Raw genomic sequence first — 14,838 nt, 5'->3', positions numbered from 1 at the left:
CCAGGCCGGGCGGAGTTTATTTTATATCAACCTGATAAAAAATATGCTTACCAAAAGGGTCAATCTCATAGCCGGAAACATCTTTGCGCACCGGTTCAAAAATAGTCGAGTGGGCAATCATGACCGCCGGCATTTGATCGTGCATCATCTGCTGCGCCTGCTTGTAGAGCGCCTCGCGCTGGGGACGATCGCTTATCGATTTCGCCTCGCTAATCAGCTTATCGAACGGCTGATAGCACCACTTCGCCGAGTTGGAGCCGCCGTTGGCCGACTGGCAGGTAAACAGCGGCCCGAAGAAGTTATCCGGATCGCCGGTGGCGGTAGTCCAGCCCATCAGGGCCGCCTGATGCTCGCCGTCCTTAACGCGCTTGAGGTATTCCCCCCACTCGTAGGTCGTGATTTTGGTCTGCACGCCGATTTTCGCCCAGTCCGCCTGAATCATCTCCGCCATGCGCTTAGCGTTGGGGTTATACGGGCGCTGGACCGGCATCGCCCACAGGTCGATAGTCAGGCCGTTGGCCATCCCCGCTTCCTGCAGCAGCGCTTTGGCTTTTTGCGGGTCATAGTCATAATCTTTCAGCTCCGCGTCCGCGCTCCAGACGCCCGGCGGCAGCAGATTTTTCGCCACCGTACCGGTGCCGTGGAATACGGCTTCGATAATCGCCGGTTTATTAATCGCCAGCGCCAGCGCCTGGCGCACTTTGACATTATCCAGCGGCGGCTTTTGGGTATTGAAAGCAAGGAATCCGGTATTCAGACCCGCCTTACTCAGCAAATTAATATTATTATTTTCCTTCATTCTCGGCAGATCCGCCGGGTTAGGGAACGGCATAACCTGGCACTCGTTCTTTTCCAGTTTGGCGTAACGCACCGAGGCGTCCGGAGTAATGCTAAATATCAGGCGGTCGATCTTCGCTTTGCCCTGCCAATATTCCGGGAAGGCGGTATAAAGAATGCGCGAATCTTTTTGATACTGGGCGAGCTTAAACGGCCCGGTGCCGATTGGATCGTTGTCGACGCGCTCCGGAGTGCCCGCTTTAAGCATCGCATCGGCATACTCCGCCGACAGAATAGAGGCGAAATACCAGCCAAGATCGGCAACAAACGGCGCTTCAGGATGGGCTAAGGTAAAGCGCACCGTATATTCATCAGGCTTGTCAATCGCCGTAATCAGCTGACCAAATTCGAGGCTTTCAAAATTGGAATAGTTGCCGTTGGAGACGTTATGGTAAGGATGCTTCGCGTCCTTTTGCCGCATAAAGGAGAAGATAACGTCATCGGCATTAAAGTCGCGCGTGGGGGTAAAATACTTGTTGCTTTGAAACTTCACGCCCTTGCGCAAATGGAAGGTGTAGGTTTTGCCATCTTCGCTGACCTCCCAGCTTTCGGCGAGGCTCGGCTGCAGCTCGGTGGTGCCCACCTTAAAGTCCACCAGCCGGTTATACACCGGGACCGCGCTGGCGTCGACGCTGGTACCGGAGGTGTAGAGTTGAGGATTGAAGTTCTCCGGCGATCCTTCGGAGCAGTAAACCAGGGTTTTGCCCGCGACGGTGGAACTAACCGTCAAAGCGGCGAATGCCAGGGCAAGCGTTGTGAGTTTGCGTTGCATTGGGTTTCCTTTTTAATTTGTCAGCTAATGAATAGCTTGTTGTTTTCTTATCCATACATAACACTAAAGCCTGATTGCAAACACCTGAAAAAATAATAAATAAGGAACGACTATGTCATCTCCACTCGCCGAACGGCTCACCCAGCGCTTCTTCCGCTACCTCGCGATCAGCAGCCAAAGCGACCCTCGTGCCACCACGCTACCGACCACCGCAGGACAGCACGAGATGGCCCGCGAGCTGGCGCAGGAGCTGCGTCAGCTGGGCCTGGACGATATCGAAATTGATGAGCATGCGACCGTCACCGCGGTGAAGAGAGGCAACGTTCCCGGGGCGCCGAGGATCGGTTTTATCACCCATATCGATACCGTAGACGTCGGGCTGTCGCCGGATATTCACCCGCAGATCCTGCGCTTCAACGGTGAAGACCTGTGCCTGAATGCGGAAAAAGAGATCTGGCTGCGGGTTGCCGAACATCCGGAGATCCTCGCCTATCCTGGGGAAGAGATTATTTTCAGCGACGGCACCAGCGTGCTGGGGGCCGATAACAAGTCGGCGGTGACGGTGGTGATGACGGTGCTGGAAAGCCTGACGCCGCAGGACCGCCACGGCGATATCGTGGTGGCGTTCGTCCCGGATGAAGAAGTCGGCCTGCGCGGCGCCAAGGCGCTCGACCTTAACCGTTTCGCCGTCGATTTCGCGTGGACCATCGACTGCTGCGAGCTGGGGGAGATTGTCTATGAGAACTTCAACGCCGCGGCGGCGGAAATCCGCTTTACCGGCGTCACCGCGCATCCGATGTCGGCGAAAGGCGTGCTGGTCAATCCCCTGCTGATGGCCACCGAGTACATCAGCCACTTCGATCGCCAGCAGACCCCCGAACACACCGCCGGACGCGAAGGCTACGTGTGGTTTAACGGTATTCAGGGGGACCAAAGCAGCGCCCTGCTGCAGGCCAGCATTCGCGATTTTGACCTCGACGGCTTTAACCGCCGCAAGCAGCAGATCGGCGAGGTGGCGGCCAAAATCGCCGCGCGGTATCCAACGGCAAAAGTTGACTTCCAGGTGAGCGATACCTACAGCAATATCAGCAATGCGCTGGGGGAGGACCGCCGGGCCATCGACCTGCTGTTTACCGCGATGGAGAGCCTGGGGATTACGCCCAGGCCGACGCCGATGCGCGGCGGCACCGACGGCGCCGCGCTGTCGGCCAAAGGCCTGCTGACGCCGAACTTCTTTACCGGCGCGCACAACTTCCACTCAAAATTCGAGTTTCTGCCGCTACGCGCCTTTGAGGCCTCTTACCACACCGCGTTCCAGCTCTGCCTGCTGGCGGCGCGCTAGGCCGGTTTCCGCGCCAGCATGGTGGCGAAGCGCAGCTTGATACGATTACCGTTGGCGTCGGTGCGGTGCAGCTCACCGACCTCTTCGTTGTACCTGAGGAACGTCCAGCCGGCGTAATAGTTGCGCAGTTCTTCCGGTTTAAAGGCGAACGGGAAGCCAACGGTACACGGATAATCTTCGGTATCCATCGCCGCCACGATCAGGTTATAGCCGCCCGGCCTGGTGCAGCGCTGCATATTGGCGATCAGGCCGGGGATGGTTTTCGCTTCGAGGAACATCATCACCACGGTGGAGAGAATAAAATCGTACTCGCCGTCGAAGCTCAGAGTATTGAGGTCCTTGATCGCCGACTGCAGGTTATCAATCCCCTCCTGCGCCCGGATGGACTCCAGATTATCGATGCTCGCCGGATTTTTATCCCAGGCGGTAACCTCAAAACCGTTGGCCGCCAGATAGAGGCTGTTGCGCCCGTTACCGCAGCCGAGATCCAGCGTTTTGCCCGGCTGCATCAGCGTCGCGGCGTGCACCACTTCGGAGTGGGTGCGGGTCATACCATATTTTTCAGTAAAGTAGTTTTCGTCACGGATAGTCATGCTTAATCCTTATTTTTTAACAGAGTGGCGCGCTCAACGCGGATCAGCAGCTTACCGCGCACCAGCAGCAGGAAAGTGCGAATCAACAGCAGCCCGATAATCAGATTGGTAAAGACGAACAGCGGGATAGCCAAAAAGTGGAAAAAGCCGTTCGGCTGGCTATGCCCAAGATGCAGCCCGGTCGTCGCCAGCGCCGAGATACCGAACGAGAAGCTCCAGAACGAGGCGTTGAACGACTGCTGCAGATACCACGGCATCAGACGCAGCATAAACAGCAGCTGCAGCAGGCCGTAGCCGAACAGCAGCTTAGCGAAGGTGTCCGCCTCCCCGCCGTTGACGCTCAGCCAGGCGCTACAGGCAACCAGCGCGGGCGCCAGCTGAATGCCCAGCGAAGTGCGCAGAGCGGCAGGCAGCTCGCCGTCGCTGCGCAGCCGCTGCAAAATGACCGGCTCCAGGCTCAGCCAGGAGAAAATCCCGGCGCCAAGGAAAACCAGCCCGGCATCGTTAAAGCCCAGCGCGCCGCAGGCCATAGCGCTGATGAAGTTATTGGCCACCGTCGGCAGATACAGACCCGGCGTCGTCGCGTCGCTGGGGTGTCTGCCGCGCCACAGCCCGGCGCTTTGCCAGGCCGAATAGGAGAGCTGCAGCGCCACGCCGACGATAAACAGCCCCAGCGAGAGCGGGCGGCACCACGGCACGAAGCCGATAGAGACCAGCATGGTGGTCGCCGGAAACAGGCTGACGAAGCTGCTGGCGACCGGGTGGCGCATCTCCTGACGCACGCTCCCCGGAAAGCGCACCGCGCGGGTGATAAAAGCGGCCGCCAGCAGCGCCCATATTGCGGCCGCCAGCAGCACCAGACCATCGCCAACGCTGCGGCTTAGCGGCCAGATAGTGCTGGCATAGCGCCACGCGAAACCCATTCCAATAATGCCCAGAACCATCCCGAAATAGCCCGCAGGTAGATTCAGCACCCGCTGCTCCGACTCTTTTTTATTCATTTTATTTAATTTTTCAATTTATCTTTAAGGTGCATTTTAAAAGAACCTTCAAAAACGCGCTACGGAGATTTTTGCTATGTTTGTGTTAAGCAAAAGTAAAGGGAGCCGCTGATGAATAAATATTGCCTGGGCTCGCAGGTTCGCCAGTTTCACTACCAGCAGGACGGGGTTAAACATAGCGTAAATCTGCGGCAAATTGTGGCCTTACGTGATTTCGCCGACGTCAAAAGCGGCAGCGAGGGCGGCTGGCTGGACGACGAGGCGGCCCTGAGCCAGGAGGGAGAGTGCTGGATCTACGACGCCAACAGCGCCGTTTTCGCCGGAGCGCGGGTTGAAGGCAACGCGCGGCTCAGCGGCACCTGCACCGTCAGCCACTGCGCCCTCATCGGCGGCAATGCCCGGCTGGAGGACGCCCGCGTCAGTCACCACGCCCATATTAGTGACAACGTCACCGTGACCGGTTCTGAGATACGCGGCCACTGCCGGCTGGCCGACGAGGCGCGGATCCTTCCCCGCTGCCTGATTATCGCCGCTCAGGGCCTCACCGGCGACGGTGATAAAATCCTGCAAATTTACCAGCGGGCCACGGTCAGCGCCTCGCGGATCGTCCATCAGGCGCAAATTTACGGCGACGCCTTCGTCGAACGGGCCTTTGTTGAGCATCGGGCGGAGATTTTCGACCACGCCCGGCTGGAGGGCAATGAGATTAACGACGTCTGGGTTTGCGATAATGCGCGAGTGTATGACCATGCGCGGCTTATCGCCGGGCGCGAAGAGGATGCCATCCCGACCCTACGCTACAGCTCGCAGGTGGCGGAAAACGCCGTGGTTGAGGGCAACTGCCTGCTCAAGCATCGGGTGATGGTGGGCGGCCACGCCCGGCTCTGCGGCGGCCCCATTCTGCTGGATGATGAAGTGCTAATTCAGGGCCACGCCTGCATCAGCGGCGACGTGGTGATCGAGCATCAGGTGGAAATTACCGATCATGCGCTGATTGAAGCCAGCAGCGGAGATGCGATTCATCTGCGCGGCCGCAAGGTGATCAACGGCGACGAGCATATTACCCGCACGCCGTTGGCCGGATTTCTGTCACCGTGAATCCTGGCCGGGGTGACAATCGATAATCCGCCCGTAGATATTCTGGTCGTCATAGGAGCCGTTCAGGTATTCAGCCTGCTGCAGACAGCCTTCGAGGGTGAATCCATTGCGCAGGGCCACCTGATTACTTTTGTGGTTGGCCACCCGGCACTTAATCACGAAGCGGCGAACAACGCCGCTGCGCGCATAGTAATCTATAAAGGCCTGCAGCGCCTGTGAGAGCAGCCCCTGCCCCTGATGGCTTTCGTCAATCCAGTAGCCGATATAGGCCGTCTTATTGATCGGTTCAATCTGGTTAAACGACAGGACGCCGACCATCTCATCCTGCAGGAACAGCAGGAACATTTTGGCGTAGCCGCGCTGATGCAGCATGACGTTGCCCTGCACGTGCCGCCGGGTTTCATCTTCGCCGCGCACCTCTGTCGGCCAGCTCAGCGAGTGCTGGAGCCAGCGTTTGTTTTTTTCCACCAGCTGGTGCAGGACGGTGACGTAACGTTCATCGACGGCGCGCAGCACCAGCCGGTCGTTCACGACGATCTCTTCCGCGGCGGGGGTATTTTCTGTGGTCATCGCACTCTCTCACTCACTGCGCGCAGGCCGACCTGCGCGCGTTCGGGCAGGTTGGCCTGCAGGACGGTTACTTCATCACCCGGTCATCGACGTAGCGACGCTCGTCCGCAGCGGGCGGGAAATACTGATACAGCCAGGTTTCGCTGATCGCATCGCCCTGACAGCGCAGGAACATGCGCATCTCTACCGGGTCGGTGGAGTCGTTAGTCGGATACCAGTCGAACAGGATGCGGTAGCCGTCAAACGGTTCGACGTAGAGGATTTCGACCTGCTTCGCCTCGCCGTTAGAGAGGGTGATCACCGGCTCGATGCCTCTCGGCGCCGCGGCCTTCAGGTCTCCACCGACAAAATCAATCGCGAAGCGGCGGGCCCACTTGTCCGGATAGTGCTCGCCCGGCGCCCAGCCTTCCGGGAAGCCGCCCATACCGGTGCGGGTGGCCAGCACGCGGGCCAGCGGCGAACGGACCGGCGGCTGCGCGCTCCAGTAGAGGCGGTAGCTGAAGTCCAGCTCATCGCCCGCCTTGATCGCTTTTTCCGGCTGCCAGAAGCAGACGATATTATCCAGCGTCTCGCCGGTGGTCGGGATCTCCATCAGGCTTACCGCCCCCTTGCCCCACTGATTACGCGGCTCGACCCACAGGCTTGGGCGCTTGTTGTACCAGCCCATAATGTCCTGATAGTGCGAGAAATCGCGGTCGAGCTGCAGCAGGCCGAAACCGCGCGGGTTTTTATCCTGGAAGGCGTTGAACTGCAGCTTCTGCGGGTTGTTCAGCGGGCGGCATACCCACTCGCCGTTGCCGCGCCACATGGCGAGACGATCGGAGTCGTGAATTTGCGGGTGGATGGTATCGCAGGTCCGCCGCTCGTTGTTGCCGCAGCTGAACATGCTGGTCATCGGCGCGATGCCGAGCTGCTTGATATCCTTGCGGGCGTAGATGTGGTTCTCCACATCCATGATCACCTGCGTCTCCTGGCAGTTGATCACAAACTTGTATGCGCCGGTTACGCTCGGGCTGTCGAGCAGCGCGTAAACGGTAAAGACGGTGGCGCCCGGCTTGACGGTTTCAAACCAGAACGAGGTAAAGTCCGGGAACTCTTCCGGCGTGTCGGTAAAGGTATCCACCGCCAGACCGCGGGCGGAGAGCCCGTACTGGTAAGTGCTGTCCACCGCGCGGAAGTAGCTTGCGCCGAGGAACGCCACGATATCGCGACGCGCCAGCTCCGGCGCTTTGAAGGCGCGGAACCCGGCGAAGCCGAGGTCGGTCTGCCCTACCAGCTGTTTGGTGTCTACGCCGGCATCGTTGTAGTTAAACAGCTCCGGACGGAAGTGAATTTCACGCGCCTGGTGGCTCTGCGTATCGAGGGAGAACATGCGCACCCGGCGGCGAAAGCCCATTCCGACGTGGAAGAACTGGATATCCAGCTGGCGATCTTCGATGTTGTTCCACAGCGAGTGCCCGGCATCGTACTGGATGCTGTTATAGGCCTGCGGCGTCAGATTCGCCAGCGTCGGCGGCAGGTCGCGCGGAGCGCCGCCCCAGGGCTGACGGGAGAGATCGTGGGCCATCCCTTGTAACACGGAGAAGTCAAAGCGGCGCGTCAGCCCATCGGCGATGCCTGATTCTTCAGCAAGCGCGGCTTTTGAGAAAAGAGAGGCGACTCCTGACGTCCCGCATACGGCGGCAACTGCCATGGAAGATTTAAGAAAACGTCTGCGGTTCATGCCTGAGAAAGCGTCCTTCTGTTGTGCCAATTGAAAGGCAACGCGACAAACAGATGCGTCGTGAATTTCGCTCACTCTAGACAAAAACGATTAATAATCCAATTGTTGGCGACAGAAAAAACGTGAAAAAAATATGTCCACCGGACCAGACTGAATTCTCCGCCGGATAAACCGGCGGGAGAATGACGCACTATTTCACGCTGACGTCGATGCCCGGGAAGTATTTCGCCGCCAGCCGGGCGATGGTGCCGTCGGCGCGCACTTTATCAATCGCCGCATCGAGCTGCTTTTTCGTCGCCTCATCGCCCTTGCGCAGACCGTAGCCAATCCCGCTGCCGAGGATCGTATCGTCAGCAACCGGTTTGCCGATAAAGCCAAAGCCTTTGCCCTGCGGCTTGCTGAGGAAACCGGCCTGCCCGGCGGCGGACATCACCAGCGAAGCGTCGATGCGCCCGTTTAGCAGGTCGGCCCACGCCATATTCTGGTCTTTATAGGAGACTACGCTGACGCCGTGTTTTTCCCAATGCTCTTTGGCATAGGTTTCCTGAATCGACCCCTGCAGCACGCCGATGGTTTTCCCCTTCAGCCCTTCAGGAGTGGCCTGCATGCCGCTGTCGGCTTTCCCTACCAGCTGCGACGGGATGCGGTAGATCGGCTGGGTAAAGTCGATGCTCTTGCGCCGCTGTTCGGTAATGTTCATCGCCGAGTTAATCGCGTCGAATTTCTTCGCCACCAGCCCCGGGATCAGTGCATCAAACGAGGTCTCCACCCAGCTGCACTGCAGCTGGGCCGCCTGGCAAATGGCATTTCCGAGATCAATATCGAAACCTTCCAGCTCCCCGGCCGTATTGCGGCTTTCAAACGGCGGATATTCCGCTTCCACGCCGTAGCGTAATTCGCTGGCGGCAAGCGAAGAGAAGGTGCAAATCATCCCCAAAGCGAGGGTAAGGGATTTTATTTTCATCGTGTGGCTCCTCAACGCGGCTTAACGTGACACAGCGCCTGCGCGCCGGCCCGTAACGTGGCTTCATCTTTAGCAAAAGAGAGGCGAATCAGTTTGTTATCAGTACCATCTGCGTAAAACGCCGACAGCGGAATAGTGGCGACGCCGTAGTCGACGATCAGCCTCTTCACCATCTCGCTGTCGCTTTCGTCGCTGAAGTGGCTATAGTCCGCCAGCATGAAGAAGGAGCCGGCGCTCGGCAACAGGCGGAACGGCGAATCCGCCAGCTGCCGCTGAAGCAGATCGCGCTTTTGCTGATAAAACGCCGCCAGCCCCAGCCAGGATTGCGGGTCGGTCATCTGCTCAGCAAACGCGTACTGCATCGGCGTATCGGCCGAAAACATCAGAAACTGGTGGACCTTGCAGATTTCATCCATCAGCGCCGCCGGCGCGACGCAGTAGCCCACCCGCCAGCCGGTCACGTGATAGGTTTTACCGAAGGAAGAGACGATTACGCTGCGCTCCGCCAGCTGCGGATGGGTGGCCATCCCGTGGTGCTGCGCCCCGTCGAAGACCACGTGCTCATACACCTCATCCGACAAAATAACGATATCGGTATTGCGGGTCAGCGCCGCCAGGCGGGCTAAATCGTCGGCGGAGAGCACCTGGCCGCTGGGATTGTGTGGCGTGTTGATCACGATCATCCGCGTCCGCGGCGTGATGGCGGCGGCGACTTCGTCCCAGTCGATGGCAAAATCGGGCACCGTCAGCTTGATCGCCACCGGCGTGGCGCCCTGCAGGCGGACGATCGGCCCGTAGCTGTCGAACGCCGGCTCGAAATAGATAACCTCATCGCCGGGATGCACCAGCCCGCCGATGGCGGAGTAGAGCCCCTGGCTGGCGCTGGCGGTAATCAGCACTTCGTCGTCAACGTGGTAGCGGGTGCCGTAGAGCGCGGCGATTTTCTCGGCGATGCGCTCTTTCAGCACGCGCAGCCCGGTCATCGGCGCATACTGGTTATGCCCTGCGGCCATCGCCCGCGTCACCCCCTCAACCAGCCGGCTATCGCAGGCAAAATTGGGCGCCCCCTGAGAAAGGTTGATCGCATTATGCTGCGCGGAGAGCTGGCCGATTACGCTAAAAATGGTCGTGCCGACATCGGGTAGTTTGGAGCGGGTGGTCACCGGAGAACTGAGACGCATGGTTAATCCTTTCTCATTATATTTGCATAACCATTCAATCTAAAGGTGCTGACGGCGACAAACGAATTGTTGTCATAGTAGCCATGAGCTTTGATCATGGCTGAGGGTGAAGAACGGCCAGCCGCTGGCCGGCCGTGGCAGGAACTACTTGTTGGTTAAGGTGTTAAAGCTGGTCATCAGGTTGCGATAATCCGGGATGTGATTAGAGAACAGCGTCCCCAGCCCTTCAATATCATTTCTCCAGTCGCGATGCAGCTCACAGGCTGCGCCAAACCACGACATCAGCTGCACGCCGGCCTGCGACATGCGATCCCATGCGGCATCGCGGGTAATCGGATTAAAAGTCCCCGAGGCGTCGGTTATCACGAAGACATCAAAGCCCTCTTCGATGGCCGACAGCGCCGGAAACGCCACGCATACCTCGGTGACCACCCCGGCGATAATCAGCTGCTTCTTGCCGGTCGCTTTCACCGCGTTGACGAAATCTTCGTTATCCCAGGCGTTAATATTGCCCGGGCGGGCGATATAGGGCGCATCCGGGAACTGCGCTTTCAGCTCAGGCACCAGCGGGCCGTTGGGGCCATTTTCAAAACTGGTGGTCAGGATCGTGGGCAGGCCGAAGTATTTTGCCAGGTCGCCAAGGGCGAGGACGTTGTTCTTGAATTTATCCGGGTCGATATCGCGCACCAGCGATAGCAGCCCGGTTTGATGGTCGACCAGCAGCACTGCTGCATTACTCTTATCCAGACGGACGTACGGTTTAGCCATGATCTTTTCCTCATATCAACATCAGGCGATCCCTGCCAGAGCGGGCGCTCTGGCAGATGCTTGCGCAATAAGGCTGATAGTAGTTTAACCGCGGGCCGCTGATTAGTCGGCGAAAGTGCAACGCATTGTCCCATTCCCGGAACGAAGCGTGGCATACTGCCTATGATCAAAATGCATAGCTGGAGACGACATGTCGCGAAGCGCCCTGCCTTTTAATACCGTAGAGACCTTTCTGGTCACCGCCAGACACCTCAACCTGACCCACGCCGCGCGGGAGCTGTGCCTGACCCAGGGCGCGGTGAGCCGCCAGATTGCGGCGCTGGAGGGTTGGTTCGGTTTTCCGCTTTTTGAACGCCACGCGCGCGGGCTGCGCCTGTCGCCCCAGGGCAGCGCCCTCTACCCGGAGCTCCAGTCGGCGTTTGGCCGCCTGGTGACCGTCGCCGAACAGGCCCGCCAGCAGCAAACGGTGGTGCGCCTGAAGGCGCCGACCTGCGCCATCCGCTGGCTGGTGCCAAAGCTGGTGGCGATAGAGCAGCGCCACCCGGAGCTGCAGATCGCCCTGACCACCACCACCGAACATAGCGTTAACTTCAAAACGGAGCCCTACGATGCGGCGATCGTTTTTGGCACCCATCAAAGCGCCGGCGATCTGCTGTTCGAAGAGGCGCTGACGCCGGTCATCAGCGGCAGCACCCCGTGCGACGCCCGCCTCGACGGCGCGACTTTTTTACACCCGACGCGGGATAAAACCGACTGGTCGCTGTGGCTGACGCAGTTCTCCCCCGATGCGCCGCTGGCGATGCGCAAAAACCAGCACTTCGATACCATGGATCTGGCGATCACCGCCGCCATGCAGGGGCTGGGGATCGCCATCGCCGATGCGACGCTGGTGGCGGAAGATCTGCGGGTTGGCCGCCTGCTGCGCCCTTTCGCCCTCAGCGTGAAAACCGGCGCCAGCTACCGTCTGCTGGTGCGGGCATCGCAGAGCAAAGCCGATGGCCTGGCGCGGTTTCGCGAGGAGCTGGTTAATCCAGAGTCACATGATGGCGCATCACCCGGCGGAACAGCGCCAGCCGCGCGCGCATAAAGCGGTTCTCCAGCCTGAACCCCACCCTTTTATGCAGCCCGATACGCAGCAGCCGGTCGCGACCGCGCCGGCAGGCCAGCCAGCGCACCGGGCCCGGCAGCTCGCTGCAGCCGCTGCCGGCAAGGCGGGCGAAGCTGGCCCAGTAGTCGGCGATCTGCCCCGCAAAGGCCCTATCGCCATCATCGGCATAGCCGCGTACCGGCTCGGCGAGCGCGAGGGTATCGAAGACGTAGGGAACCTCGTCCCCGTGCCACGCGCCGTGCGGATAGGCTTCATCCGCGGCCTGCGGCACGTAGTCGAACCAATAGCGCCAGCAGGGCTGTCCGACCCGCTGCTGGGCCTGCATCACCACATAGCCAAGAGTGGTGAACGCCATATCCCGGCACACTTCGCGGCCGAGCGCCGCGTCGCCCTTAACGCCGGGATAGAGCAGTTTAATCAGCCCGAGGCCGAAGCGCCGCTCGCGGCGCAGCTTCTGGATCTGCCCGGCAATATCAACGCCGAAGACCGCCATCACGCTGGCCTCGTCGCTGTTCGAGCCGATCATGACCGGCAGCGGATGCTGACGACCGGCGAAGAAGGTCTCCAGCATCGGCTGCGGCAGCACCGCATCGCCGACGATTGGCGCCGGGCCGATACTCAGCGGCGCGGTAAGCGGCCAGAAGGCCTCGGCGGGGATCGCCCGCAGCTGCTCCGCGCTGGCGTCCGGCAGCGAAAAATGCTCCGCCAGCCGCCGCCCCTTCTCCAGCGCCCTGGCGCGCGGGAGGTCCGGCAGCGTATAGCCGCTTTGGATAATCGCTTTATGGAACAGCCCCTTGGCCTTTGGCGAGACCATCAGCGATAGCACGCTTCGCGCGCCGGCTGACTCACCAAACAGGGTGACGTTTGCCGCATCCCCACCGAAGACGTGGATGTTCTCCTGCACCCACTGCAGGGCGGCAATTTGATCGAGTAGCGCAAAGTTATACACCGGCTCGCCCTCCTCGCCCTCCAGCGCCGGATGCGCGAAGAAGCCGAGATGCCCCAGCCGGTAGTTCACCGTCACCACCACAACCTCCCTGCCCGCCAGCGCCTGCCCATCGTACGGCGGCAGGCTGCCCGCGCCGATGGTAAAGCCCCCGCCGTGCAGCCAGACCATTACCGGCAGCGGCTGGGTGCGGACGGCGGGCGACCAGACGTTGAGATATAAGCAGTCTTCCGAGAAACGGCCGGGATCGCCGCCTCCCAGCTCGCGGCAGTACTCAATGTCCTGCCAGCTGGCGGCGGAGAAGGCGTCGGCCCGGCGAACGCCCTGCCAGCGCTCCGGCGGGCGCGGGGCGCGCCAGCGCAGTTCGCCAACCGGCGGCGCGGCGTAGGGGATGCCGCGCCAGATATGAATCCCCTGCTCAGAGATCCCGGATAAAGTGCCCTGCCGGGTTTTCACCAGAGGCGTAGACGGATTCTGCATGACCTGCTTCCTTTTACGGTTTATGCCAGCAGAGTACCGGTTTCAGAGCAGACCGCAACGCCGTTTACTGCGATCCTCCGCCTGCTGATAGAGCGCAAACTCGTCGAGTACCGGGCAGCCGAGCGCCGCTTCAAAGGCGTCGCGGCTGGCGTTGCCGTGGCTGCGGGCCTGCGTTTCGTTACCCAAATTAGACTGGAAAATCCCCGCCGCGCTCACCGGCAAAAAGTCTTCATAAATAATCGGTTGGGCAATCAGCCAGCCGCGCTCAATCAGCGGCTGCGGATCGTCGCCGGGACCGAAGGCATGGCGGTGGGCTTCCCCCGCCGGCGTCAGCCGATAGCGGAACCACGCCAGCCCCTGCTGGCGCAGCAGAAACTCGCTGTCCGGAAACTGGCTGAACACATCCTGCAGGTGGCGCTGATGCTGGAGGTTGTCCTTTCCGACTCCGGCCTCGTTCAGCAGGCGATCGTACAGCGCCCGCCCCTTCGGCGTCAGCGCGATCCCGCGCTGTTCGATTTCGCCAAAACGCGCGCTGTGGGTGCCCCGATGCTCCCCGGCAAAAATCACCGGCTCCTCCAGCGCTTTAAAGCTGGTCTGGCGCAGCAGGATCGGCACATCGCGGCGCGGCGGGCCTTCAATCAGCGCCTTCGGCACGATGCCGCACTCCGGCATCAGGGCCTGAACCCGGTCGATATCCAGCGTGCGCGGCGTCAGATGATTAATGTGGCAGCCCGGGAAACAGACCACGTCGGCAATCAGCCGATGTTCATTCTGCAGGGCGTGATAGGTTTCATCATCTACCGTGGCGTGGCTATGCCAGCGGAACGTCTCCAGCGCCTCGCGCACAAACTCCCGCGCTTCAGCGGGCGTGAAAGCGCCGCTCTCTTCGTGCTGCGCAATCAGCGCCCGACAGCGCGGGGTAAAAATATCGCGCTTAGCCAGAATCTCCGCCGCCCGCTGACGCAGTTCGTCGCTGGCGATCAGCTCCAGGCGCAGCAGCGAGGTAAAAATACGGAACGGGTTACGCGCCAGCGCGGCGTCATCCACGGGGCGAAAGGCGGTGGAATGGACCGGCACCCCGGCCTGGGAGAGATCGTAATAGCTCACGGGGAACATCCCCATGATGGCAAACATACGGCGCAGCGTCGCCAGCTCTTCCGCGGTGCCGACGCGGATTGCGCCGTGGCGCTCAACGTTCAGCCGGGCCAGCTCATCGGCGTTCGCCAGCTGCTCGTGCAGCCTGGGATTGTGCTCCAGCACCGCCAGATTGACGTCCGCTACCAGCTCGAGCAGCGTCCCGTACTGCGGAACTTCCTGCTGATACATCGCCGACATAGCCTGTGAAAAATGTTCCCGAATTTCATCAGCCGTGATGGTGTTCGCCATGATGTCTTACCTCCAGTGAATACTTCCTGGAGTGTAGAGAAGGCCTCTCGCGCCAGCAGGAAGAATTTA

At 60.3% G+C, this 14,838-nt stretch carries 13 protein-coding genes; 3 read left to right on the top strand and 10 right to left on the bottom strand.

All coding sequences use genetic code 11. The annotated features are described in order from the left end of the window. Window positions 1–16: 16 nt before the first annotated feature. A complete protein-coding gene (locus GO007_RS07255) occupies window positions 17–1,609 on the bottom strand; it encodes an ABC transporter substrate-binding protein (RefSeq protein ID WP_095097448.1) in 1,593 nt (530 codons plus the stop codon). A gap of 112 nt (window positions 1,610–1,721) precedes the next feature. Here GO007_RS07255 and pepT point away from each other — a divergent pair, with 112 nt between their 5' ends. Further along, complete coding sequence (gene pepT, locus GO007_RS07250) at window positions 1,722–2,951, top strand: peptidase T (RefSeq protein ID WP_095097445.1); 1,230 nt, start codon at window positions 1,722–1,724, stop codon at window positions 2,949–2,951. Here pepT and tehB read toward each other — a convergent pair. Together tehB and tehA are read right to left on the bottom strand one after the other, a co-directional pair. Then, window positions 2,948–3,544: a tellurite resistance methyltransferase TehB gene (tehB, locus tag GO007_RS07245; RefSeq protein ID WP_095097442.1), complete on the bottom strand. Its 597-nt coding sequence runs from the start codon at window positions 3,542–3,544 to the stop codon at window positions 2,948–2,950. The two genes, pepT and tehB, sit on opposite strands and share 4 nt — an antisense overlap. 2 nt (window positions 3,545–3,546) lie before the next feature. Next, the gene (gene tehA, locus GO007_RS07240; RefSeq protein ID WP_095097439.1) at window positions 3,547–4,545 is read right to left on the bottom strand and encodes a dicarboxylate transporter/tellurite-resistance protein TehA; all 999 of its coding nucleotides are present in this window, start codon (window positions 4,543–4,545) and stop codon (window positions 3,547–3,549) included. A gap of 111 nt (window positions 4,546–4,656) precedes the next feature. Here tehA and ydcK point away from each other — a divergent pair, with 111 nt between their 5' ends. Further along, complete coding sequence (gene ydcK, locus GO007_RS07235; protein ID WP_095097436.1) at window positions 4,657–5,643, top strand: YdcK family protein; 987 nt, start codon at window positions 4,657–4,659, stop codon at window positions 5,641–5,643. Here the strand turns inward: ydcK and rimL are convergent. The 5 genes from rimL to ycaC all read right to left on the bottom strand — a co-directional run bounded on the left by rimL (window position 5,635) and on the right by ycaC (window position 10,849). Further along, a complete protein-coding gene (rimL, locus tag GO007_RS07230) occupies window positions 5,635–6,213 on the bottom strand; it encodes a 50S ribosomal protein L7/L12-serine acetyltransferase (RefSeq protein ID WP_095097433.1) in 579 nt (192 codons plus the stop codon). The genes ydcK and rimL overlap by 9 nt on opposite strands. A gap of 67 nt (window positions 6,214–6,280) precedes the next feature. Next, window positions 6,281–7,936: a glucan biosynthesis protein D gene (locus GO007_RS07225; RefSeq protein ID WP_095097430.1), complete on the bottom strand. Its 1,656-nt coding sequence runs from the start codon at window positions 7,934–7,936 to the stop codon at window positions 6,281–6,283. Window positions 7,937–8,126: 190 nt separating this feature from the next. Beyond that, entirely contained in the window at window positions 8,127–8,900 is a 774-nt protein-coding gene (locus GO007_RS07220) for an ABC transporter substrate-binding protein (protein ID WP_095097427.1), read from the bottom strand. An 11-nt stretch (window positions 8,901–8,911) separates the two neighbouring features. After that, the gene (locus GO007_RS07215; protein ID WP_095097424.1) at window positions 8,912–10,081 is read right to left on the bottom strand and encodes a pyridoxal phosphate-dependent aminotransferase; all 1,170 of its coding nucleotides are present in this window, start codon (window positions 10,079–10,081) and stop codon (window positions 8,912–8,914) included. Window positions 10,082–10,225: 144 nt separating this feature from the next. Beyond that, window positions 10,226–10,849, bottom strand: a complete 624-nt coding sequence (ycaC, locus tag GO007_RS07210) for an isochorismate family cysteine hydrolase YcaC (protein WP_095097421.1) — start codon at window positions 10,847–10,849, stop codon at window positions 10,226–10,228. 190 nt (window positions 10,850–11,039) lie between these two features. Between ycaC and GO007_RS07205 the strand changes: the two genes are divergently transcribed. Further along, a complete protein-coding gene (locus GO007_RS07205; protein WP_095097419.1) occupies window positions 11,040–11,936 on the top strand; it encodes a LysR family transcriptional regulator in 897 nt (298 codons plus the stop codon). Here GO007_RS07205 and GO007_RS07200 read toward each other — a convergent pair. Beyond that, a complete protein-coding gene (locus GO007_RS07200; protein WP_095097416.1) occupies window positions 11,875–13,383 on the bottom strand; it encodes a carboxylesterase/lipase family protein in 1,509 nt (502 codons plus the stop codon). The two genes, GO007_RS07205 and GO007_RS07200, sit on opposite strands and share 62 nt — an antisense overlap. A 42-nt stretch (window positions 13,384–13,425) precedes the next feature. Further along, the gene (gene hglS / locus GO007_RS07195; RefSeq protein WP_095097413.1) at window positions 13,426–14,769 is read right to left on the bottom strand and encodes a 2-oxoadipate dioxygenase/decarboxylase HglS; all 1,344 of its coding nucleotides are present in this window, start codon (window positions 14,767–14,769) and stop codon (window positions 13,426–13,428) included. Window positions 14,770–14,838 lie beyond the last annotated feature (69 nt).

The sequence above is a fragment of the Klebsiella sp. 10-1 genome (genome assembly GCF_009758445.1).
GTDB lineage: Bacteria > Pseudomonadota > Gammaproteobacteria > Enterobacterales > Enterobacteriaceae > Klebsiella > Klebsiella scottii.
This window is presented reverse-complemented; position numbering and strand designations above follow the sequence as displayed.

Coding starts and splice junctions, on each gene's coding strand:
- GO007_RS07220 (WP_095097427.1), bottom strand. CDS start 8,900: ATGAAAATAAAATCCCTTACCCTCGCTTTGGGGATGATTTGCACCTTC.
- pepT (WP_095097445.1), top strand. CDS start 1,722: ATGTCATCTCCACTCGCCGAACGGCTCACCCAGCGCTTCTTCCGCTAC.
- rimL (WP_095097433.1), bottom strand. CDS start 6,213: ATGACCACAGAAAATACCCCCGCCGCGGAAGAGATCGTCGTGAACGAC.
- GO007_RS07225 (WP_095097430.1), bottom strand. CDS start 7,936: ATGAACCGCAGACGTTTTCTTAAATCTTCCATGGCAGTTGCCGCCGTA.
- GO007_RS07215 (WP_095097424.1), bottom strand. CDS start 10,081: ATGCGTCTCAGTTCTCCGGTGACCACCCGCTCCAAACTACCCGATGTC.
- GO007_RS07255 (WP_095097448.1), bottom strand. CDS start 1,609: ATGCAACGCAAACTCACAACGCTTGCCCTGGCATTCGCCGCTTTGACG.
- hglS (WP_095097413.1), bottom strand. CDS start 14,769: ATGGCGAACACCATCACGGCTGATGAAATTCGGGAACATTTTTCACAG.
- tehA (WP_095097439.1), bottom strand. CDS start 4,545: ATGAATAAAAAAGAGTCGGAGCAGCGGGTGCTGAATCTACCTGCGGGC.
- tehB (WP_095097442.1), bottom strand. CDS start 3,544: ATGACTATCCGTGACGAAAACTACTTTACTGAAAAATATGGTATGACC.
- ydcK (WP_095097436.1), top strand. CDS start 4,657: ATGAATAAATATTGCCTGGGCTCGCAGGTTCGCCAGTTTCACTACCAG.
- GO007_RS07200 (WP_095097416.1), bottom strand. CDS start 13,383: ATGCAGAATCCGTCTACGCCTCTGGTGAAAACCCGGCAGGGCACTTTA.
- GO007_RS07205 (WP_095097419.1), top strand. CDS start 11,040: ATGTCGCGAAGCGCCCTGCCTTTTAATACCGTAGAGACCTTTCTGGTC.
- ycaC (WP_095097421.1), bottom strand. CDS start 10,849: ATGGCTAAACCGTACGTCCGTCTGGATAAGAGTAATGCAGCAGTGCTG.